A 21711-nucleotide genomic window follows, 5' to 3' on the forward strand; every position below is an offset into this window, starting at 1 on the left:
GCGTTCATCCTGAGCCAGGATCAAACTCTCCAATAAAGTTAGTTTGTCTAGCATCTAAAAATAAAAATTGACGTTTCACGTTGTTTGTTTCGTTCAGTTTTCAAAGAACTAAAAGCGGGTGAAGAGAATCGAACTCTCGACCAGAGCTTGGAAGGCTCTTGTTTTACCACTAAACTACACCCGCGTGGTCGGGAAGACAGGATTTGAACCTGCGACCCCCTGGTCCCAAACCAGGTGCTCTACCAAGCTGAGCCACTTCCCGTAATTGGCGCGCCCGAGAGGAGTCGAACCCCTAACCTCTTGATCCGTAGTCAAACGCTCTATCCAATTGAGCTACGGGCGCTTATTCATGATGTTTTTTCGTCGTTGTATTTTGGCGACTCAATTATCTTATCATACTACATTTTCAAATGCAAGTACTTTTTTAAGATTTTTTTGATGCGGCCGAGAGGACTTGAACCTCCACGGGGTTTCCCCCACTAGGCCCTCAACCTAGCGCGTCTGCCGTTCCGCCACGACCGCGCGGAAAAAACAAAAAGTGAGCCATGAAGGATTCGAACCTTCGACCCTCTGATTAAAAGTCAGATGCTCTACCAACTGAGCTAATGGCTCGTAAATGGCTGGGCTAGCTGGATTCGAACCAGCGCATGACGGAGTCAAAGTCCGTTGCCTTACCGCTTGGCTATAGCCCATCGAAAAAATATCTTATTTTCAAAGACAAATGTTATTGTACCATAATGTCCAATAAAAAACAACTGCCAATTAGCAGAAGTTAAAATGGCGGTCCCGACCGGGGTCGAACCGGCGATCTCCTGCGTGACAGGCAGGCATGTTAACCACTACACCACGGGACCATTTGGTTGCGGGGACAGGATTTGAACCTGCGACCTTCGGGTTATGAGCCCGACGAGCTACCGTACTGCTCCACCCCGCGATAATACTATTCATATAAAATTCATATGGTGGAGGATGACGGGATCGAACCGCCGACCCCCTGCTTGTAAGGCAGGTGCTCTCCCAGCTGAGCTAATCCTCCGAAGTGGTGACCCGTACGGGATTCGAACCCGTGTTACCGCCGTGAAAGGGCGGTGTCTTAACCACTTGACCAACGGGCCAATATGTATGGCAGAGAAGAAGGGATTCGAACCCTCGCACCGCGTTAGCGATCTACTCCCTTAGCAGGGGAGCCCCTTGAGCCACTTGGGTACTTCTCTGTATGGCTCCGCAGGTAGGACTCGAACCTACGACCGATCGGTTAACAGCCGATAGCTCTACCACTGAGCTACTGCGGAATAATGAAGACAATTTGTATCTTATAAAAATTCTTTCTGTAAGTCAAGAAGTTTTTAACAACATCTTGTTCAAACGTGACATGTTTATAATATACTGGATTGTGTTTTTACTGTCAAGATGTTTTCGATATCGGTTTGAGTTTCCCTTTACACTTTCCGCAGACATATCTTTTTGTATTTATTTGACGCCTTCTTACATATTGAAGTAAACACTCCATACATTCATACTTATAAATCTTTTTTTCCTTCTCTTCATTAATCATTCGTTTACAAAAACGAGGTGCATCAACTTTCTTTAACAACTCACGAAAATCTCTGTCCCTGTGCTTATACCCTCTTCCTGTAATATGCAAGTGATAATGACACAGTTCATGTTTGATGATTCCGATTAACTCCTCCTTACCATACATTTCGTAATATCGATAATTCAGTTCAACATTGTGACTCTTCAACAAATAACGCCCACCAGTTGTACGCAGCCTACTATTGAACGTTGCTTTATGTAAAAACGGCATTCCGAAGTATTGTAGCGACACTTCTTCCACTAGCCGTTGAATTTCTCCCTCGCCCATTCTCATTCCTCCTAAACAAAAAAATATTTTTACACTTTTCACGCTTCTTATACATATATTAAATAGTACATATACCCATCCTCATTCAAGACGCGTGGTTTCTAAAAACACAACATGAATAGAAATCCACTCACCAACCTCTCATCAATAGCACTTTAGATTTTTGAGAGTAGGATTAAACAAGGAGGGATTCCTATGCCTACGTGGCTAAAAAAACAGATGCAACGTGCATATTTCGAAAAAAACCGGTATCAAATTAAATTGCTAAATGAATGCTGGTTTTATTATAGCAAAATACATCAAAACTCATAATCCATTACACTTTTTATTCTATAAAAAAAGAGCAGTTTCATCTGCTCTCTTCTCTTACTATTCAATCGGCAACATAGATAGTGCAACGCGTCCTTTTTTTGTATCAATATCATCTACCCATACTTTTACAATTTGTCCTACTGATACAACATCTAACGGATGCTTTACAAACTGTTTACTAAGCTTAGAAATATGCACTAAACCATCTTGCTTTACGCCTACATCAACAAAAGCACCAAAATCAACAACGTTACGCACTGTTCCTTCTAGTTCCATACCACGTTTTAAATCTTCTAATTTCAAAATCCCTTTTTTCAGAAGTGGTTTAGGCAACTCATCCCTCATATCTCGTTCTGGGCTAATGAGCGCATCTATAATATCAACTAACGTCGGCTCCCCAACCCCCGTTTCTTGAGACAACTTAGAAATCTCTACTTCTTCCAATCTCTTTTGTAATTGCGGTTGTCCTACGTCATCTATCGATAACCCTAAACTCTTCAATAACAATTCAACATTTTTATATTGTTCGGGATGAATACCTGTTCTATCTAATGGATTCGCTCCTTCTAATATACGCAAGAAACCTATACATTGTTCGTACGTCTTTGCACCTAAACGTGGGATTTTCTTTAATTCCGTGCGCTTTGTGAATTTCCCATCCTCTTCTCTCTTTGCCACAATATTTTTCGCAACAGTTTTCGATAAACCTGAAACATATTGTAACAATGCAACCGAAGCCGTATTTACATTAACCCCAACTTGGTTAACAGCTGTCTCTACTACAAATGTTAATGACTCATTCAATCTCTTTTGAGATACATCATGTTGGTATTGTCCAACCCCAACTGATTTAGGATCAATTTTCACAAGTTCAGCCAGTGGGTCTTGCAGACGTCTTCCAATAGAAACGGCACTTCTCTCTTCAACTTGTAAATTCGGGAATTCTTCACGAGCTAAATCAGAAGCTGAATATACACTAGCACCCGCTTCATTTACAATAATATAAAAGACTTCCTGTTTCACACTTTGTAATACATCTACTATAAATTCCTCTGTTTCTCTAGATGCTGTCCCATTACCAATTGCAATCATTTCAACTTGATATTTATCTATAATAGAAAGAACTTTCGTTTTTGCGTCATCATATTTACGAACAGGCGGATGCGGATAAATAACATCAATATGTAGTACTTTCCCCGTATCATCTACTACAGATAATTTACAACCAGTTCTATATGCCGGGTCTACCGCTAGCACGACTTTCCCTTTCATCGGAGGTTGTAATAATAAGTTACGTAAGTTCTCAGAGAAAATGTGTATCGCTTGTTCTTCAGCTGTTTCTGTTAATTCTTTACGAATTTCTCTTTCGATTGAAGATTGAATTAATCGTTTATAACCATCTTCAATCGCTAATTGTACATAATGCGCACTTTTAGAATCGTTATCACGAATTACTTTCTTATATAAGAAATTTAATATCTCATCTACTGGTGGGACAACAGAAACTCTCAATATATCTTCTTTCTCACCGCGATTCATTGCTAATACACGATGTGGTACTACTTTTTGCAATGGTTCTTCATAACTGTAATACATTTCATATATATTCTTTTCATCTTTTTCTTCACCTTTTACAGACGAAGACATAATACCTTTTCTAAAAGTAATATTTCGAATCCAACTACGATACGTAGCTTCATCTGAAATCATTTCTGCAATAATGTCTTGTGCACCTTGTAAAGCTTCTTCTGCAGATTGCACTTCTTTCTCTGCATTAATAAATTCCACTGCCTTTTTAGCCGGATCTTCTTTCTTATATAACAACAACCATTCAGCTAACGGTTCTAACCCTTTTTCTTTTGCAATCGTCGCTTTCGTTCTTCTTTTCTCTTTATATGGACGATACAAATCTTCTACTTCCTGCAACTTTGTAGCTTTAACAATTTGCTGTCTCAGCTCTCCTGTCAGTTTTCCCTTCTCATCAATAAGACGAATAACTTCTTCCTTCCTATCTTCAAGTTGCATCATATATTGCCATCTCTCTAAAATCGCACGAATTTGCACCTCATCTAAAGAGCCTGTCCATTCTTTTCGGTAACGAGCAATAAATGGAACTGTGTTACCTTCTTCTGTTAATTGAATAACATGACGAACTTGCTTTTCGCTAAAGCCTAATTCTTTCACTAACATTTTCATTAACGCTTGTCGATTATCTACCATTTCCATATACAACCGTAACCTCCTCTATAATAAAAAAAAGTTGCCCTTCAAAGAGAGCAACTTAAACTGCCGATTTAAAAATCTATTAGTCCTAAACTAATTTGTAACGCTTCATCTACACGACTCATCATCACTTCATCTAAATGAGTGATTTTGTCCGTTAAGCGTTGCTTATCGATTGTTCGAATCTGCTCAAGTAAAATAACAGAATCTCTCTCAAAACCATACTTTTTCGCATCAATTTCCACATGAGTGGGTAATTTCGCTTTTTGAATCTGTGCAGTAATAGCCGCTACAATCACCGTTGGACTAAAACGATTTCCGATGTCATTTTGAATGACAAGAACCGGACGAACGCCTCCTTGCTCAGAACCAACAACTGGGGAAAGGTCTGCAAAATACACGTCGCCGCGTTTTACAATCAAAATATTACCCCCCGCTAACTAAGCGTTCTACTGTATGAGCTGCTTCATACTCCGCTAAGAAAGCTTCAGATGCAATACCAAGATTAATTTTTCCCATTTCAATATACCCACGTCGCATTGATTCATGTTGGTAGCGTTTCTTCGTCTTATGTTGACGCAATAACAATTGTGTTGCCTGGCAAATTAGTTCATGGCGATTCTTATTCTCTTGTTTTCCAATTCCGTCCAATTCCGTTACCATTTGCTTTGGCAACCGAACCACGATTTCAGTAGTTACACTTGATTCGGACACAAAAATACACCTCCACCGTCAACTACACACCCAAATATATATATGACACCTATTGTAATAATACCATTGTATGGAGCCTGTTGCAAAGACTTCCTTATTCCTTGCTTATGTTTTCCAATTCATAAACAAAACATTCATCTTCTTAAATTTTTTATCTCATAACTAACTAAAAACAATAGAACTCCTCTTCAAAACTTACGTGTAACTTATATAAAAAATGATTATAAGTAAAAAGCTTCTCATCAAAAAGAGCTTATTATCCAGTAATGAACAGTCACTCCAATGACAAGAAGCAATCATACTACCTTCTATATATTGTTCAAGTAATTAATTATCTCTACAACCTTACCATTCCGTATAAATATTCTTGGCACACGGAAACTGATCGTTGCAATAATTTCATAATTAATAGTCCCTGAATATTCCGCAACCTCTGTAGCGCTAATATACTCATCTCCCTGCCTTCCAATAAGCGTAACTTTCGTACCAAGCGGCACTTCACAAGGAAGATGAATCATGAACTGATCCATTGTTACTCGCCCTACAATCGGTACCCTCTTACCATTTATAAGCACTTCAAATCCTTGTAATCTTCTAAGCCATCCATCTGCATAACCAATCGCTACAGTCGCGATCCATTCTTCAGTTTTCGTTCGATAAGTGACGTTATAACTAATTCCATCACCTTTAATCACCTGTTTAATATGAGCTACTTTCGTATGCAGTGATAGCGCCGGTTCTAATTCAAATGGTAAAAAAGGACGTATTTCTACAGAAGGAGATAATCCATACATTGCAATCCCAATTCGCACTGCATTAAATGTAATCCCTTGAAAACGTAACGTGGCAGCACTATTAGCTGTATGGACAAACTTAGGATCCACTCCGAATTCTTTCAACCAACTTAACTGCTCTAAGAACGTGTTATATTGCTTATCAAAATACGAAGTCTCAACCTCATCTGCCGTTGCAAAATGCGTGTATACTCCTTCTAACTCTAAAAACGGTGCACCTTCTAAACTCTTTAAAAATGCTTTCAGTTCTTTTCTTTCACGTATTCCAATTCTCCCCATACCACTATCAAAGTTAATATGGAATTTCATTACAGATGAACCATCCCAAAGTTTAATTGCTTCGTCCACCCATTCTTTTTGAAAAACAGTTAGCGCTACATCATTTTCAGCAGCTACATTTACATCACGCGGCGGCGAGGGACCTAACACTAAAATCGGCACAGTAATACCAGCCCTCCGAAGCACTAAAGCTTCATCTAAAAAAGCAACTGCTAACCTTGTTGCACCCGCTTCTAATGCCGTTTTAGCCACCGGTACATAATCGTGCCCATATGCATTTGCTTTAACTACAGCAAAAATCTCTACATCACTTGGGATGAACTCTTTAATATGCGTAACGTTGTTATAAATGGCATCTAAATCCACTTCCACCCAAGTGTCACGGTAAAATGGTGCTTCTTCCATAAATACACTTCCTTATACACGATATGCGAAGCTTATTCTTTTATATGCTTCTTTTATGAAATCCACCTTCAAACTAAGAAAAGACGTGGTGCACATATATCACCACGTCTAAGAAGTTTACTTCACCTGCTTCGCTGTAACTGAACGAGCAACCATTAGTAGCTCCTTCGGCTCTAAACCTTTAGACACGAGCATATATTCTACTCCGTTATGCGACCACGTTACAGAGTCTTTCGTCAATGCACCAATCGTAAACCCAAGATCAACAGGTTCTCCACTTACACTTACCGCTGATGAAGCCTCTGCAACTTTTGCCTTTTCTTGTATTAAAGTAAAGGATTTCTTATTTCCAGTGTATGTGAGTATCGCACGCTTGCCACTGTCTGTCTTCAACTCTTTTTCATCTTGCAGAGTCATACCTTGCGGTGTATCAAGTGGATACAAAATAGCAAACGGTTTGTCTTCTTTTGCTGTTGTTTGAACATCTACCTGCGCTCTAGACATATTTTGTTTCGTATCAAATGCACCTTTATCAAATTTCGCATCGAATTTCACCTTAGAGAAATCTACTTTTACAAGAACATTTTGATCATTATCCATTAACTTCACTGAAACTGGAGTCAAATCGCTCTTCTTCAGCGTAATCTCTTGTTTCGGCAACATATTTTGATGTTGATAGTTTGTTTTTGTTTTAAAAATATAATACTTATCTGTTTTCTCGAAAGTAAGGTTTTTCTTATCCTGCAAAATATCTCTTACAAGTGATTCATATAAATAAGCCTGGCTGCTATTTTGCGGCCAATCACTTTGAAAACGGAAGCTCTTATTAAGTGCTGGCGTTAATACAAATACACCTTCTTCATTTCTTAAAATGATTTGGCTCTGATCTTTTTTTGCATTCTTTAAATTCACACGATAAAAAGACGGTTCCTTATGCCAAATCTCTACATTATACTCCTGAGGCTCATTCCCTGTTTTAATAGATAATTTCGCTTCAGCTTGATAACTTTTCATCCCTTTTACTTTCGCCTCTAAATCTCTCACGACATCATCTTGTTTCTTTTCCACACAACCCGCCAACACAAAAACGGTCAACAAACCGACAAGAACTAAAAACAGACGCCTTTTCATCACTTCAGCCCCTTTGCCCCTATAAATGAATGGAAGATGTACCTTCCTTATCGCTACCTCAAATATATGAGACAAAGATATAAAATATGCAGACTAGCGTGACGAGCTTTCTAAAACAACTTGAGCAACAGCAAATTCCTTACTATGACTAATTGATAAATGAACAACATACTCTGTACTTGTAATCAGCATCGGCTTACCTCTTTCATCATTTTTCACTTCAATATCTAAAAAGCTCACTTCTTTCCCGATACCAGTACCTACAGCTTTTGAATACGCCTCTTTCGCTGCAAACCTTCCAGCTACAAACTCTGTAAGACGACTTCCTTTCAGCTCCATAGCAACATTACGTTCATTTTCTGTTAAAATACGTTCCATAAATTTAAGCTTTCCATCTAGCATTTTTTCAATACGATTTAATTCAATAATATCGATTCCAATCCCTATAATCATTTCAAAATCCCCTTCTTCTATTTAACTTTCTTCTTTCATATTGATAAGAATAACAGAGAATCTTTCTGATGCAAAAGGGGTGATAGTAACCGTATGCTAATAAGATCTACTCAGATTTCTTTACAACCGACTATTCTCACCTTACTTTTTATTCACTTAGTCATGATGATATTAGGCGACTTTTTCCTCTTCCCACTGGCAGCCTCTAATGAATATATCGCTAAAGGAGAATGGTGGCGTGTCATAACTTCCCTTCTGGTACACGTAGACTTACAACATTTTCTTTCTAATAGTATTTTTTTGTTTGCACTTGGTTCTTCTATCGAAAAGCAACTCGGACACTTTTCTTTTTTTATTCTATTTTTTCTTTCTGGAATTTCCGGAAATATTTCTTCTTATATTATTATGCCTCCTGAATATATTCACGCAGGTGCATCAGGTGGTATTTTCGGACTATTAGGCGCACAATTATTTTTATTGTACAATCGATACCGCTCTTCAAAACCAAAAGAAATTGCCATTTTCTCAATTGTGATACTTCTATTACTGCTATTTACTTTCTTTAATCCTTCCGCCAATCCGATCAGTCATTTAACAGGTTTAATAACCGGCGGCATTTTAACTCCTTTTTTAACAAAAAAAAACGATGGTGCAAAGCTTATTTAATATAAAAGCTTGCACCATCGATAATTTCTACATCTACCTGTTCGTTTAAATCCCTCATTAATTGAAATAAAGACTCATCCTTCATCTTCGCCTCAATCATACAATCAATTTGCGGAACACTTCCCTTTATCCTTCTTAAAAAAGATAAAAATGCGTCTACATTAATATAATCTGCATGAGCTCTTGGATCTTTTCCCTCTCTAGGGCTAGAGATATGCATTTTAACCGGTAACAAAGATGTTTCCCACGTATGAACAACACGTGCCCAATCTTCATACCAATCTTCTTGCTCATTATTCATCATATGGTGATGCAAATCAAACACGACGGGAATATCTAATTTTTCTCCTAAATATAATGTTTCCTCTAACGTAAAAGTTGTATCATCATTTTCTAATATAATCATTTCTTGAATACCCCTTGGGACATTAGACCAATTCTCTATAAAACGCTCTAATGCAAGTTCTTTATCTTTATACCCTCCTCCAACATGTAGTACACATCGTTGCTTATGTTCAATCCCCATGCCTTTTAATAATTTTTTGTGCATCTGCAATGTCTTTACAGATTGTTTAAAAACACTCTCCTCAGGTGAATTTAGTACAACAAAATGATCTGGATGGAAATCAATTCGCATATTCATATGAATTGCATATTCACCTAATTCTTTCAATTTTTCTTTTAAAGGACGAATATAGTTCCACTCTAGCAATTCCTCATGATTCGCTAAAGGAATGAGCTTAGAACTAAGCCGAAAGAAAGATATGTCATGTCCCTTATTATGCTTTAATAAACGTAAACAATTTTCCAAATTGGAATTAGCAATTCTTTCAAGTTTACGAATTGCAGCATCACGATCATCTATTTTCTGAAACTGTGCGTACGTCATCGTTTGAGATGGGGATGCATTCTTCAAATGCACACTCATCGCAACGTAACCAAGCCTTACAAGCATATAACAGCCCCTTTTCTATCATAACTACTATGTAGTATGCACAATTACAGAAATAAAAAAAGAGAATGCCAACAAAGGGCATTCTCTTTTTTATTAAGCTTGTGGACGGCTATGATGTTTTCTTTCGCCGCGTCCATTTGAAGATCCTGGGCGACCTTGACCTTCACCTCTACGACCACGACTACCACCATCACGATTACGATCACGGTTTCCATCACGATTGCGATCACGGTTTCCGTCACGATTACGTCCATCACGGTTACGACCATCGCCACCGCCACGTCCGTCACGACTACGATTACGGTTACCATCACGGTATCCGCCTCCGTTACCGCCACGTTTTTTAGAACCGCCACCTCTTGAAACAACTGGTGGTTCTGATGTTAAAGCGATCGGAGTTGTATCCGGCTCTTTAGTCATCATTTTTAAAGCAGCAGCTACTACTGTTACAGAGTCATTCTCTTCTAACATTTCTTCTGCAATACGCTTGTAGTATGATAAGTTCTCATTTTGGATTGTGCTTTGAAGTTTTTCAGCGATTAAACGTTGTTGACCTTCTAATGCCTCATCAAGTGTCGGTGCTTCCATACGATCAACTTTACGCTTTGTTGTACGCTCGATATTTTTTAATTGTCCTGATTCACGTGGTGTTACAAATAACATTGCAATACCTTTTTTACCTGCACGGCCAGTACGACCGATACGGTGAACGTATGATTCTGGATCTTGTGGGATATCGAAGTTGTATACGTGTGTTACGCCTGAAATATCAAGACCACGTGCAGCAACGTCTGTTGCAACAAGAACTTCAATAGCACCTTCTTTAAATTTACGTAATACAGACATACGTTTCGCCTGTGTTAAGTCACCATGAATACCTTCTGCTGCATAACCACGTAAGTTTAATGCTTCTGATAATTCATCAACACGACGCTTTGTACGACCGAATACGATCGCAAGCTCTGGAGATTGAATATCTAGTAAGCGTGTTAACACGTCAAACTTTTTCTTTTCTTGCACTTCTAAATAGAACTGCTGAATGTTTGGCATTGTTACTTCTTTTGCTTTTACTTTAATGTGTTGAGGCTCAGTCATGAAACGCTCAGCAATACGACGGATTGGATCTGGCATTGTCGCTGAGAATAATAATGTTTGATGTGTTTCTGGCACATCTGTTAAAATCGCTTCAATATCTTCAATGAAGCCCATGTTTAACATTTCATCCGCTTCATCAAGAACAACAGTCTCTACGTTTTGTAAGCGAAGTGTTTTACGGTTAATATGATCTAAAATACGACCCGGCGTACCAACAATAATGTGTGGGTGTTTTTTTAGAGCACGAATTTGGCGGTTAATATCTTGACCACCATAAATTGGTAGAATACGAACACGTTTATGTTTACCAATTTTGTATAGCTCTTCTCCAACTTGAATTGCTAATTCACGCGTTGGCGCGATAACAATACCTTGAACTGCTTCTTTATTTGTATCCACTTTATCTAATAGTGGTAATCCGAATGCTGCTGTTTTCCCTGTACCTGTTTGCGCTTGCCCAATAATATCCTTACCTTGCAATGCATGTGGAATTGTTTCAGCTTGAATCGGCGTAGCCTCTTCAAAGCCCATACTTTCAACCGATTGCAGTAAAGACTCACTTAATCCTAATTCTCGAAATGTTGTCAATGTTACTTCTCCTTTTCTATCCTATACTTATCATTTAAAAAAAGGCGTTTTCCGAATTTGCGGAAAAGCCCTTTTCCTGAATGCTCACGTATATAACCGGGCGTATATTCTTCACGAAAATACTTCTAAACGTTATTACACTTTATCAATTATAAGTTTTGTATGTGTAAAAAGCAAACCCAACTGTTACCTTATTTTATATTCAGGGCCTTTTTCTTTACTTTTATTTTTTTATCATTTACTGTAAGCGCTTATTATAAGTTTCTTCTATTTTCGTGACTATCATCCCTATTTATATACACCAATTATTTCAACATCGTAATTACTTCTTCTAATTTCATACCGCGAGATGCTTTTATTAATACAACATCTTTCGCATCGACTACTGCTTGTAAATCTCTTACTAACTCTTCTTTATTATCATACGCCTTTACACGTTCATTAGGGAAATTAATTTTCGCTCCTTCAGCAATTTGAGCTCCTAATCTACCGTATGTGAATACATGTGAGATTTTTGCTGGATCGATTAATTTACCTACCTCATAATGGAACTGCACTTCTTGATTTCCAAGTTCTAACATATCACCAAGCACAACGATTTTTTTAGTAAATCCATCTAAACCATTCATTAAATGGAATGCTGCCTCCATAGCCGTCGGACTTGCATTATAAGCATCGTTGATAATTGTTAATCCACTATCCGTTTTTACAATCTCCATACGCATGCCCGTCATTTGAAGTGTTACTAAACCTTGTTTCATTTCTTCCCACGTCACACCAAAATGTGTCGCAATTGCCATTGAAGCAAGTGTATTGTACACATTATGTTTTCCTAACACCGGTAGGTAGAATGAAATATTTTCATCTCTATTCATTTTAAAATGTGTCCCAGTTGCCTGTAATGTTACAGTTGTTGGATAGTAATCGTTGGCTCTTGCATCACCAAACGTAACTGTTTCCGCTGCTAAATTCATTTCAGGAACACGATTCGTTAATAACGGCTCATCTCCATTATATACGAACACGCCACCTTCTTGTAACCCTGTAACAATTTCTAATTTCGCTTCAGCAATGGCCTCACGAGATCCTAAATCCATTAAATGTGCTTCACCAATATTCGTAATGATAGCTGCATTAGGACGAGCTAACTTAGATAAAAATTCAATCTCTCCTCGGCTTGACATACCCATTTCTAATACAGCTACTTCTGTATTTTCTTCTAAGTTTAAAATAGTGAGAGGTAACCCAATATGGTTATTGAAATTCCCTTCTGTTTTTTGAACTTTGAACTTAGTCGCGAGAATACTTGTCACAATATCTTTCGTGGATGTTTTACCGTTACTACCTGTCACACCAACAACTTTAACATCCAATTGATCGCGATAGTTTTCCGCTAACATTTGCAGTGCAGATAGCGTATCTTCTACAAAAATAACCGGAAGATTCTCGGGTGGATTTGCTACATCTTTCATCCACAATGTAGCTACAGCTCCATTTTCAACTGCTTTATCTACAAAAGCATGTCCATCGAAACGCTCCCCTTGAATCGGAACATATAAGTTTCCTTTTTCAATTTTTCTCGTATCAATAGACACGCCTTGAATAATAGTTCCCTCATATTGCTCTGCTAATCCAGTACCATTTACCATCTGTTCTACTTGCTTTAACATTCGCTTTATCATATAGAAACGCTCCTTACATAGAGGAAGCACTATTCCTACGAATAGTGCTTCCTCCTTTTTTTGTTAGATTGTATATTTAATTTTTTGTTTTTCTTCGTGACGTTCAATCGCTAAACGAATTAACTCTTCGATTAACTCTGGATACGGTAACCCAGTATGTTGCCATAATAGAGGGAACATACTAAACGGTGTAAATCCTGGCATAGTGTTTACTTCGTTAATATACACTTCTCCGTCTTTCGTTAAGAAGAAATCAGCTCGCGTTAAGCCTGCACCATCTAATGATTGGAACGCAATAATTGCATCACGCTTAATCACATCAGATTCTTCTTCTGTCATTTCAGCTGGAATAATTAACGCCGTATCACCATCGATATATTTCGACTTATAATCATAGAAGTCCTTTTTCGGAACGATTTCACCTACAACTGAACATTTCGGCTCATCATTACCTAGTACCCCAACTTCTACTTCACGACCTACAATATTTTCTTCTACAATAATTTTGCGATCAAATTGGAATGCCTCTACAAATGCATTCTCAAGTTCTTCACGATTTTTACACTTATTAATACCAACACTTGAACCAAGGTTTGCTGGTTTTACGAAACAAGGATATCCTAATTTATCTTCTACTTTAGAATAAGCTTCCTGACGATCTTTTTCCCATGCACTGCGAATGAAAGACGCATATTTTGCTTGTTTTAAACCAGCCTCTGCAAAGATGTTTTTCATAACAACTTTATCCATACCAGCAGATGATGCTAGAACACCATTTCCTACATAAGGAATATTCATCAATTCTAATAATCCTTGAACCGTTCCATCTTCACCGTTTGGTCCATGTAGTAATGGGAAAATAACGTCAATAGCGTTTTCCTCAGAAGCTGCAGATGGAATAATCTCTGTACTTAATGATAACGGAGAAATCGCATTTTCTGCACTACTCATTTTTAAAGCTTCAACATCTGTTACTTCACCTTCAATACGCTCACCACGTACCCATTGACCTTGTTCTGTAATATAAATTGGATGAATCTCGAATTTATCTTGATTTAACGCTTTAATAGCAGCAAGAGCCGTCTGTAACGAAACTTGATGCTCAGCTGATTTTCCACCATATAATAAACCTAATTTAATTTTTGTCACTGAAATCACCCTAACCAATTGTTTTCATTTTTCTATTTTAGCACTTTTTATAAAAATAGGTAGTTCCTATTTGAAATAAAATGTAACTTCCACAAATAATTAAATGACACTACTTATTGGTTTTCTACACTTTTTCTATTCCACTACTATACAAAGGTGAATTTTAAAATGAAATGGTAATCCTATCTAGTTATGTACCTAAAATATGTAGAAATCCCCTTTTTTGTGTATGTCACCTATTTACTAAGAAGATTGTTTGGTTAGTGTATCTTTTTGCCTTTGCTCAACAAGGCGATCTAAAGAAATATATACAATACCTGCAACTACACATCCTACAGCTAAAATTGTAAATAGCAAGTGGCCAAGTAATCGATCTAATAAAAAGCCTCCCAAAAGTGGACCAAATGCGCTTCCTGTAATCCACTGCAAACTTGCAGCGCCCATATAAGTCCCTCTCAAATGCTCAGGGGCCAAGTTTGCTACAAATGTCATCTGTACAGGCGACATAATCATCTCACCTAACGTATATATAGCATAAACGAACAGTAGTGTTATTAAAATAACTGTAGCATTTGTATTAAACTCTCCAAACCACTTCGGTAACCACCCTATAAAAAATAATCCAATCCCGAACAAACATGCACCATATAACATCGTCTTCCCGACTGGTTTATCCGTAGCCCATTTTGAAATTTGAAATTGGAATAAAACAACTAATAGTCCGTTTAACGCCATTAAATATGGATATGGATTATTCGCTCCAAAAATACGCTTCATTTCGTTATCAAAATGTAGTGGCAACATGCCTTCTGTTTGAGAAAACCCCATCGAAATGATAATACCTGCTAATAAGTAAATCATTAATGCCTTATCTCGCATGACAATTTTCCAAACTGCCCCAGATTCCTTTTCTTTATGTTCTTCCTTATCTGTCCTCTTTGGCATCGTCTCTTGAATAAGAAGTAATACAAGTAACGCATAAAATAGCATTGTAGAAGAGGCAATAATAAACACAAGATTCTTTGACAACACAACTACTGATGCTCCCATTATCGGACCAATCGCAGCACCTATATTGTGTCCCATTCGTAATAAACCATATGCCTCTGTTCTTTTTTCTGGTGCCGTTACATCTGCGACCATAGCTGATGCAGCTGGATGAAATAAAGAATTACTCAATCCTAAAAAAATAGATAAAATTGCATATGGAATAAATCCTTCTATAAATAGAAAACCGAGCATTAATAATGCATTACTTGCCATAGAAAATATCATAATCGGCTTTCTTCCATATATGTCAGCAATTCTCCCTCCTATAAGTGAACCAAAGCTTGCAGCAATTGGAGAAAGCGCCATAATAACCCCAACTTCCAACAACGAATCTACCTTATCTTTTAAATATAATGCAAAAAAAGGCATTAACATCATCATTGCAATTCCATTTAACGTCTCTCCAATAAATCGAATCCATACGTTACGGTCCATCTCCCTTAACTCACGCCACGTATTTTTCATCATTTCACTCCTTTAGTTAGCCAACAATTATCTTATAATAAGTTCAGAAAAATGTAAATTTTCAAATAAAAAAATCCATTCTAACAGAATTAGAATGGATTTTTTTCGCTTATAAATTCGCAACATCTTCTTCTTTTTTACTATTATTTAAAGCACTATGTTTTCGGCTATATAAGAAGTAAACCGCTATACCAATAACCATCCATATCCCAAAACTAATCCATGCTGTCCCCGATAATTGAAGCATTAAGTATAAACAGAAAATCACTGTTAACGCTGGTAAAAATGGTACAAGCGGAGCCTTAAATGCCCTTGGTAAGTCTGGATGGGTTCTTCTCATTACAATTACCGCAACAGCTACGAGTGCAAATGCTGACAATGTCCCCATGTTTACAAGATGTGCTAAAACATTTAAATCTATTAATCCTGAAATCAGTGCCGCAATAATTCCCGTTGTCCATGTATTTAAAAATGGCGTTTTAAATTTCGGATGAACTTTAGCAAGACGCTTCGGTAATAAACCATCTCGGCTCATCGCATAAGAAACACGAACTTGCCCATACATCATAACTAGCATTACTGTTGTAATCCCTGTAATTGCTCCTACTGAAATTACCCCCGCTAAGCCATCTTGTCCAATAAATTGCAGTGCAAAAGCAACTGGATCTGATATATTTAGCTGGCCGTATGGAACAATTCCTGTCAAAATAAGCGAAACAACGATATAAAGAACTGTACAAATTAATAACGATGCAATAATACCAATTGGTAAATCACGTTGCGGACGTTTCACTTCTTCTGCCGCTGTTGAAACTGCATCAAATCCTATAAATGCAAAGAATACTGTGGCCGCTCCAGCCATTACACCATCTAAACCAAATGGCATGAAAGGCGTCCAGTTTTCAGGTTTCACATAATTAAAACCAGCAAAAATAAAAATAAGAACAACTGCTATTTTAATAAATACCATAACGTTATTTACTCGTGCACTTTCACGAACACCTCTAGATAAAAGAACTGTCATCACTAAAATAATTAGAACTGCAGGTAGATCAATTATCCCACCCTTTCCTGTACCAGGAGCCGAGGAGAGAATAGTCGGAATGTGGATTCCAAACCCCTTTAATAAAGATTGAAAATATGCAGACCAACCGTTTGCTACAGCAGATGTAGCAAGTAAATATTCAAGCATTAAGTCCCAGCCAATTAAAAATGCGAATACTTCCCCCATCGTCGCGTATGTATACGTATACACACTGCCCGAGACAGGAACTGAAGAAGCAAATTCAGCATAACAAAATGCAGCAAAGGCACAAGCTAGCGCGGCAATCGCAAATGATAATATAATAGCTGGCCCAGAATGTTTCGCTGCCACAACACCCGTTAGAACAAAAATACCAGTTCCAACAATTGCTCCGATTCCAAGCATAGTTAAATCTAGCGCGCCCAATGTTCTTGCTAACGTTTTTTGCTTACTTTCTTGCATTAACTTTGCAATTGGCTTCTTTTGAAAAATTTGCTTCATCTTTCACTCCTCCAAGTTTTAAATTTTCTGAAAATTTTTAATTCGCTTTTTTATTTTACTCATTACGCTTTTCCTAGTCAATACTTTTGTCGAAACAAGTAGAAATTCTTCTGAATATGCACTATCCTTATCATTCTTTCTATATATCTTTCGACAACTATTTTTGGTATTATTATACATGTCGATTCCACAAAAAAGGCATGCTCCCTTATTGAGAGCATGCCTTTTTTTACTTATTTCACAGTATATGAACCTTGTTCAATCCAGCTATACATATACTTTTCATCTTCTGTTTCATGTGCTTGTTTTACAATACGAAGCGGACGGAATGTGTCTATCATAACAGCTAATTCAAGTGTCTCTTTCTTCCCTATACTTGCCTCTGTTTTCCCCGGATGCGGCCCATGGGGAATTCCGCTCGGATGAAGTGTAATAGAACCTTCTTCCACACCTTTGCGACTCATAAAGTTTCCTTCTACATAGTAAAGAACTTCATCACTATTAACATTACTATGATAATATGGTGCCGGAATTGACTCTGGATGATAATCGTATAAACGTGGTACGAAAGAGCAAATAACAAAATTATGCCCTTCAAATGTTTGATGTACTGGCGGTGGCTGATGAATGCGCCCTGTAATTGGTTCAAAATCCTCTACATTAAATACCCACGGATATAAATAGCCATCCCATCCAACAACATCTAACGGGTGGTGTCCTAAAACATGTTTATGCATATAGCCTCTTGACTTTGTCATTACGACAAACTCGCCTTTTTCATCATAGGTCTCTAATTTTTCTGGACCACGAAGATCTCTTTCACAAAACGGACTATGCTCTAACAATTGTCCATATTCATTTCGATAACGACGCGGCGTTGTAATTTGGCTATTCGCCTCTACAACGAGAAACTTAGTCTCACCTTCATCTGGAATAACACGATAAATCGTTCCAATTGGGATCGTTACATAGTCGCCTTTTCTATAGTGTATCGTTCCAAACATCGTTTCAATTTTCCCTGTTCCATAATGAACAAATAACATTTCGTCGCCATCACCATTACGATAGAAATAATCCATTTTTTCTGTTGGGCTCACTACTCCAATTAACAAATCTTCATTTCCAAGTATGAAATTTCGTCCACTTATTGCATCACCACTTTTTTTATTTTCTTTCGTTCGGAAGTGGCGATGAGAAAGAGCAACATCCTCTTCATACTGCAACTGACAAGAATGCGATAATGCAGAATGACCTACTTCTGTTGGCATATAGTGATGATACAAAATAGACTGCGTACCAGAAAATCCTTTCGTTCCCATTACCTGTTCACGATAAAGCGATCCATCTTTTTTACGAAATTGTACATGTCGTTTATGAGGTAGTTCTCCCATGTGACGATAAAACATGCCCATCACCCGCTTCCTTTTCTTTTTTGATCGTATTACGTAGTGTACCTAAACCAGTAATCGACAGCTCTACAACATCTCCATCTTGTAGCCACTCTTCTGTACCAAGTTCTAAAATACAGCCTGTTCCTACTGTCCCAGAACCAATCACATCTCCTGGATATAACGTCACGTCCTCTGAAGCACGTTCAATCATTTCAGCAAATGTATAGTAAATATCTTGGAAGTTTCCCTTTGATAATAGTTTTCCATTTACATGAGCAGTCATTTCTAAATCATATCGATCACCATTACGATAAACATCTAATTCCTCTTTCGTAACAAGATGTGCTCCTAACGAAGTTGCAAAGTCCTTTCCTTTCGCAGGACCGAGACCTACTTTCATTTCTGTTGCTTGTAAGTCTCTCGCACTCCAGTCGTTCATAATACAATAACCAAAAATATATTCCTCTGCTTGCTCACGAGAAATATTTCGCCCTTCTTTTCCTATTACGCAAGCAATCTCCAACTCGTAATCAAGCTTTTTAGACTTTTTCGGACCAATTACAAAATCACCGGAACCAATTACAGCACGATGATTAGTAAAATAAAAAACCGGAATATCATACCATTCAGGCACAACATCTAGTCCTCTTCGTCCACGAGCTGTTTTTACATGTTGTTCAAATGCGTAAAAATCTCGAATACTACTCGGATTAGGAAGAGCAGCTGTCAATTGTACTTCTTCTAAAGCATATATACCCTTATTTGGATTCTTAATATTCCGCACTACTTCTACATACTCATCCGTTTTCTCTAAAAAAGCCATTATAGAAGAAGGGATTTTCCCTTCACTAGCAAGATTCATATCTATTACTTTGTCACCTTCAAGCCATCCAGCCCGTATTTCTTTTGAAGGAAGACGAAATGTAACAAATTTCATCCTGATTCCTCCTTATAAAAATGAAATTTCCACCAGCAAAGGGACTTTTGCTGGTGGATATAAATCTTATAAGTTTCCGCGACGCTCTTGTTCTCTTTCAATTGATTCGAATAACGCTTTAAAGTTTCCTTCACCAAATCCACGAGAACCTTTACGTTGAATGATTTCAATAAATAAAGTCGGGCGATCTACAATTGGTTTCGTAAAGATTTGTAGTAAGTAACCTTCATCATCACGATCTACTAAGATCTTTAATTCTTTTAATTTATCAATTTCTTCATCGATTTTTCCAACTCGTGCAGTTAACTCATCATAATAAGTATCAGGTGTATCTAAAAACTCCACCCCATTTGCACGAAGCGCTTCAACCGTTTTAACAATATCACTTGTTAATAAAGCAAGATGCTGTACACCAGCTCCATTATAGAATTCTAGATACTCTTGAATTTGTGACTTTCTCTTTCCGTCTGCTGGTTCGTTAATAGGAAACTTAATACGGCTTCCATTTGTCATAACTTTCGACATTAAAGCCGAATACTCTGTACTAATATCATCATCATCAAAATGAATCATTTGTTTAAAGCCCATGACATTCTCGTAATAACTAACCCACTCTTCCATTTTTTCAACATTACCAACTACATGATCGACAGCAATTAAGCCAGACTCTTCAAATGGAATATTAAACTCTACCTTTTGGAATCCTGGCATAAATGCCCCTTTATAATTTTTACGCTCTACAAGCGTATGAATTGTATCACCATACGTACCAATAACTGCTTTTTTCAATGTACCGTCCTCATCTGTTAATTCCTCTGGTGGAGCAATTGCGACGGCACCACGTTTCACTGCTTCTGAGTATGCTTTATCAACATCATCAACAAGTAGTGCCACATCCTTGACGCCATCACCATGAGTCTTTACAAACTCTGCAATACGATTTTCACTACTTAAAGCTCCAGACACAACAAAACGCATATTTTTTTGCACAAGAACATAAGATACCTTTTCACGGTTTCCAGTTTCTAATCCAGAGTAAGCCACAATTTTGAATCCGAATGCTCTCGCAAGATAATAACTCGATTGCTTTGCATTCCCTACGTAAAATTCCAAATGATCTACATCACGTACTGGAAAAAAGTCCTCCATTTGTGCAGCTAGCGTATCCATAGATTTTTGTTTCATAATATCTTCATCCCCCTGTAAATAGATTAAATGGTCCATACTTAAAACCAACCGAAAACGCTTCCAACATAAATAAATAGAAATTAGTTAGCAAGCTAACAAATTCTGACCTTTAAAATTTTCTATCTTTTCTGTCAAATTCCTCTTTTTTTCTTACATATAAAATTCGACTTTTTTCTCTTTGAAATAAAGTGAAACTTTAATCAGCCCTCACCAATCAGGCTTTTACTCAGTGGATTTTTGATTATTCGTTGAATCAAGTTGCAACCGCAGCGTCTAATTAGCCATGGATGCTAAATAATGAGGTAACTTTAATACTTGAAGGTATATAAGAAGAAAATAAAAAAGACTCCAACATATTAACTGCTTACTAATACGTTAGAGTCTTTATTTTTTTTGAATGGTTGTATTTATATATATCATACTAATACACTTGCAAGGAATAGAATAAATGATGTTAATATTACCGCTCCACCTAAGGATCCTAATAAATCCGTTTTTGTTACTTGAAACACTTGTTCACTGTTCATATCCCTCATTCTCCTTCCATTTTTGTTTGATTTAAAACTTCTATTATACTAATACACTTGATAGAAATACGATTAATGCTGTTAATACTACTGCTCCACTTGCTGATCCTACGAAGTCACCTTTTGTTACTTGTAATACTTGCTCTTTCATATCTTTCATTCTCCCTTCTTTTTCTTTTGTTACAAAACTTCTATTATACTAATACGCTTGATAGAAATACGATTAATGCTGTTAATACTACTGCTCCACTTGCTGATCCTACGAAGTCACCTTTTGTTACTTGTAATACTTGCTCTTTCATATCTTTCATTCTCCCT

At 37.3% G+C, this 21711-nt stretch carries 21 protein-coding genes and 12 tRNA genes; 2 read left to right on the forward strand and 31 right to left on the reverse strand.

Annotated elements, in window-relative coordinates; genetic code table 11:
* Positions 1–113 precede the first annotated feature (113 nt).
* From ACS2FK_RS29700 to ACS2FK_RS29760, 13 genes are all read right to left on the reverse strand, one after another.
* Positions 114–184 (reverse strand) — tRNA-Gly (locus ACS2FK_RS29700).
* A 1-nt stretch (position 185) separates the two neighbouring features.
* Positions 186–262 (reverse strand) — tRNA-Pro (locus tag ACS2FK_RS29705).
* Between the two features lie 4 nt (positions 263–266).
* Positions 267–343: transfer RNA gene (locus ACS2FK_RS29710), tRNA-Arg, on the reverse strand.
* 96 nt (positions 344–439) lie between these two features.
* A tRNA-Leu gene (locus ACS2FK_RS29715) sits at positions 440–522 on the reverse strand.
* A 17-nt stretch (positions 523–539) separates the two neighbouring features.
* Positions 540–612: transfer RNA gene (locus tag ACS2FK_RS29720), tRNA-Lys, on the reverse strand.
* Between the two features lie 5 nt (positions 613–617).
* Positions 618–692: transfer RNA gene (locus tag ACS2FK_RS29725), tRNA-Gln, on the reverse strand.
* An 86-nt stretch (positions 693–778) separates the two neighbouring features.
* Positions 779–854: transfer RNA gene (locus ACS2FK_RS29730), tRNA-Asp, on the reverse strand.
* Between the two features lie 3 nt (positions 855–857).
* Positions 858–934 (reverse strand) — tRNA-Met (locus ACS2FK_RS29735).
* Between the two features lie 26 nt (positions 935–960).
* A tRNA-Val gene (locus ACS2FK_RS29740) sits at positions 961–1036 on the reverse strand.
* Between the two features lie 4 nt (positions 1037–1040).
* Positions 1041–1115 (reverse strand) — tRNA-Glu (locus ACS2FK_RS29745).
* Between the two features lie 8 nt (positions 1116–1123).
* Positions 1124–1214, reverse strand: a tRNA-Ser gene (locus ACS2FK_RS29750).
* 3 nt (positions 1215–1217) lie between these two features.
* Positions 1218–1292, reverse strand: a tRNA-Asn gene (locus ACS2FK_RS29755).
* Positions 1293–1405: 113 nt separating this feature from the next.
* Positions 1406–1864, reverse strand: a complete 459-nt coding sequence (locus tag ACS2FK_RS29760) for a SprT family protein (protein WP_000503730.1) — start codon at positions 1862–1864, stop codon at positions 1406–1408.
* A 195-nt stretch (positions 1865–2059) separates the two neighbouring features.
* Here ACS2FK_RS29760 and cmpA point away from each other — a divergent pair, with 195 nt between their 5' ends.
* Entirely contained in the window at positions 2060–2176 is a 117-nt protein-coding gene (gene cmpA, locus ACS2FK_RS29765; RefSeq protein WP_001143640.1) for a cortex morphogenetic protein CmpA, read from the forward strand.
* A gap of 57 nt (positions 2177–2233) precedes the next feature.
* Here the strand turns inward: cmpA and ACS2FK_RS29770 are convergent, their stop codons facing one another.
* The 6 genes from ACS2FK_RS29770 to acpS all read right to left on the reverse strand — a co-directional run bounded on the left by ACS2FK_RS29770 (position 2234) and on the right by acpS (position 8175).
* Positions 2234–4402, reverse strand: coding sequence for a Tex family protein (locus tag ACS2FK_RS29770; protein WP_000426207.1), 2169 nt, complete (start codon positions 4400–4402; stop codon positions 2234–2236).
* Positions 4403–4470: 68 nt separating this feature from the next.
* Positions 4471–4821: a type II toxin-antitoxin system endoribonuclease NdoA gene (gene ndoA, locus ACS2FK_RS29775; protein WP_000635965.1), complete on the reverse strand. Its 351-nt coding sequence runs from the start codon at positions 4819–4821 to the stop codon at positions 4471–4473.
* 4 nt (positions 4822–4825) lie between these two features.
* Complete coding sequence (locus ACS2FK_RS29780; protein WP_000004570.1) at positions 4826–5113, reverse strand: antitoxin EndoAI; 288 nt, start codon at positions 5111–5113, stop codon at positions 4826–4828.
* A gap of 308 nt (positions 5114–5421) precedes the next feature.
* Positions 5422–6591 (reverse strand): alanine racemase, encoded by a 1170-nt coding sequence (alr, locus tag ACS2FK_RS29785; RefSeq protein WP_000390593.1) that lies wholly within the window; start codon positions 6589–6591, stop codon positions 5422–5424.
* A 117-nt stretch (positions 6592–6708) separates the two neighbouring features.
* Positions 6709–7659, reverse strand: coding sequence for a LolA family protein (locus ACS2FK_RS29790; protein WP_002094231.1), 951 nt, complete (start codon positions 7657–7659; stop codon positions 6709–6711).
* A 156-nt stretch (positions 7660–7815) separates the two neighbouring features.
* The gene (gene acpS / locus ACS2FK_RS29795; RefSeq protein ID WP_000583419.1) at positions 7816–8175 is read right to left on the reverse strand and encodes a holo-ACP synthase; all 360 of its coding nucleotides are present in this window, start codon (positions 8173–8175) and stop codon (positions 7816–7818) included.
* 93 nt (positions 8176–8268) lie between these two features.
* On the opposite strand from acpS, the gene ACS2FK_RS29800 reads away from it, so the two are divergent.
* On the forward strand, positions 8269–8841 hold the full coding sequence (locus ACS2FK_RS29800; RefSeq protein WP_000908526.1) for a rhomboid family intramembrane serine protease: 573 nt from the start codon (positions 8269–8271) through the stop codon (positions 8839–8841).
* Here the strand turns inward: ACS2FK_RS29800 and uvsE are convergent.
* The 12 genes from uvsE to ACS2FK_RS29860 all read right to left on the reverse strand — a co-directional run bounded on the left by uvsE (position 8834) and on the right by ACS2FK_RS29860 (position 21704).
* On the reverse strand, positions 8834–9796 hold the full coding sequence (gene uvsE, locus ACS2FK_RS29805; protein ID WP_000961144.1) for a UV DNA damage repair endonuclease UvsE: 963 nt from the start codon (positions 9794–9796) through the stop codon (positions 8834–8836). The genes ACS2FK_RS29800 and uvsE overlap by 8 nt on opposite strands.
* 93 nt (positions 9797–9889) lie before the next feature.
* Positions 9890–11479, reverse strand: a complete 1590-nt coding sequence (locus tag ACS2FK_RS29810) for a DEAD/DEAH box helicase (protein ID WP_000206602.1) — start codon at positions 11477–11479, stop codon at positions 9890–9892.
* 305 nt (positions 11480–11784) lie between these two features.
* On the reverse strand, positions 11785–13161 hold the full coding sequence (gene murF / locus ACS2FK_RS29815; RefSeq protein WP_063546237.1) for a UDP-N-acetylmuramoyl-tripeptide--D-alanyl-D-alanine ligase: 1377 nt from the start codon (positions 13159–13161) through the stop codon (positions 11785–11787).
* Between the two features lie 63 nt (positions 13162–13224).
* The gene (locus ACS2FK_RS29820) at positions 13225–14310 is read right to left on the reverse strand and encodes a D-alanine--D-alanine ligase (RefSeq protein WP_000161433.1); all 1086 of its coding nucleotides are present in this window, start codon (positions 14308–14310) and stop codon (positions 13225–13227) included.
* A gap of 243 nt (positions 14311–14553) precedes the next feature.
* The gene (locus tag ACS2FK_RS29825; protein WP_000799720.1) at positions 14554–15825 is read right to left on the reverse strand and encodes an MDR family MFS transporter; all 1272 of its coding nucleotides are present in this window, start codon (positions 15823–15825) and stop codon (positions 14554–14556) included.
* Positions 15826–15934: 109 nt separating this feature from the next.
* Positions 15935–17350, reverse strand: a complete 1416-nt coding sequence (locus ACS2FK_RS29830; RefSeq protein WP_000809371.1) for an amino acid permease — start codon at positions 17348–17350, stop codon at positions 15935–15937.
* A gap of 233 nt (positions 17351–17583) precedes the next feature.
* A complete protein-coding gene (locus ACS2FK_RS29835) occupies positions 17584–18756 on the reverse strand; it encodes a homogentisate 1,2-dioxygenase (RefSeq protein ID WP_014481934.1) in 1173 nt (390 codons plus the stop codon).
* Entirely contained in the window at positions 18722–19678 is a 957-nt protein-coding gene (locus ACS2FK_RS29840; protein WP_000673993.1) for a fumarylacetoacetate hydrolase family protein, read from the reverse strand. The genes ACS2FK_RS29835 and ACS2FK_RS29840 overlap by 35 nt, the downstream gene beginning before the upstream one ends.
* Positions 19679–19744: 66 nt before the next feature.
* Positions 19745–20863 carry a 4-hydroxyphenylpyruvate dioxygenase gene (hppD, locus tag ACS2FK_RS29845; protein WP_000810920.1) on the reverse strand — a complete coding sequence of 373 codons (1119 nt, stop codon included), beginning with the start codon at positions 20861–20863 and terminating at the stop codon, positions 19745–19747.
* Positions 20864–21282: 419 nt separating this feature from the next.
* Positions 21283–21393, reverse strand: coding sequence for a DUF3948 family protein (locus tag ACS2FK_RS29850; RefSeq protein WP_001083691.1), 111 nt, complete (start codon positions 21391–21393; stop codon positions 21283–21285).
* A gap of 43 nt (positions 21394–21436) precedes the next feature.
* A complete protein-coding gene (locus ACS2FK_RS29855) occupies positions 21437–21544 on the reverse strand; it encodes a DUF3948 family protein (RefSeq protein ID WP_000664237.1) in 108 nt (35 codons plus the stop codon).
* Between the two features lie 43 nt (positions 21545–21587).
* Positions 21588–21704, reverse strand: a complete 117-nt coding sequence (locus ACS2FK_RS29860) for a DUF3948 family protein (protein WP_000654250.1) — start codon at positions 21702–21704, stop codon at positions 21588–21590.
* Between the last annotated feature and the right edge of the window lie 7 nt (positions 21705–21711).

It is taken from the genome of Bacillus cereus group sp. BceL220, assembly GCF_051776965.1.
GTDB lineage: Bacteria > Bacillota > Bacilli > Bacillales > Bacillaceae_G > Bacillus_A > Bacillus_A cereus.

Coding starts and splice junctions, on each gene's coding strand:
- murF (WP_063546237.1), bottom strand. CDS start 13,161: ATGATAAAGCGAATGTTAAAGCAAGTAGAACAGATGGTAAATGGTACT.
- ACS2FK_RS29840 (WP_000673993.1), bottom strand. CDS start 19,678: ATGAAATTTGTTACATTTCGTCTTCCTTCAAAAGAAATACGGGCTGGA.
- alr (WP_000390593.1), bottom strand. CDS start 6,591: ATGGAAGAAGCACCATTTTACCGTGACACTTGGGTGGAAGTGGATTTA.
- uvsE (WP_000961144.1), bottom strand. CDS start 9,796: ATGCTTGTAAGGCTTGGTTACGTTGCGATGAGTGTGCATTTGAAGAAT.
- ACS2FK_RS29770 (WP_000426207.1), bottom strand. CDS start 4,402: ATGGAAATGGTAGATAATCGACAAGCGTTAATGAAAATGTTAGTGAAA.
- ACS2FK_RS29830 (WP_000809371.1), bottom strand. CDS start 17,350: ATGAAGCAAATTTTTCAAAAGAAGCCAATTGCAAAGTTAATGCAAGAA.
- ACS2FK_RS29825 (WP_000799720.1), bottom strand. CDS start 15,825: ATGAAAAATACGTGGCGTGAGTTAAGGGAGATGGACCGTAACGTATGG.
- ACS2FK_RS29800 (WP_000908526.1), top strand. CDS start 8,269: ATGCTAATAAGATCTACTCAGATTTCTTTACAACCGACTATTCTCACC.
- acpS (WP_000583419.1), bottom strand. CDS start 8,175: ATGATTATAGGGATTGGAATCGATATTATTGAATTAAATCGTATTGAA.
- ACS2FK_RS29850 (WP_001083691.1), bottom strand. CDS start 21,393: ATGAACAGTGAACAAGTGTTTCAAGTAACAAAAACGGATTTATTAGGA.
- ACS2FK_RS29835 (WP_014481934.1), bottom strand. CDS start 18,756: ATGTTTTATCGTCACATGGGAGAACTACCTCATAAACGACATGTACAA.
- ACS2FK_RS29855 (WP_000664237.1), bottom strand. CDS start 21,544: ATGAAAGAGCAAGTATTACAAGTAACAAAAGGTGACTTCGTAGGATCA.
- ACS2FK_RS29860 (WP_000654250.1), bottom strand. CDS start 21,704: ATGAAAGATATGAAAGAGCAAGTATTACAAGTAACAAAAGGTGACTTC.
- hppD (WP_000810920.1), bottom strand. CDS start 20,863: ATGAAACAAAAATCTATGGATACGCTAGCTGCACAAATGGAGGACTTT.
- cmpA (WP_001143640.1), top strand. CDS start 2,060: ATGCCTACGTGGCTAAAAAAACAGATGCAACGTGCATATTTCGAAAAA.
- ACS2FK_RS29760 (WP_000503730.1), bottom strand. CDS start 1,864: ATGGGCGAGGGAGAAATTCAACGGCTAGTGGAAGAAGTGTCGCTACAA.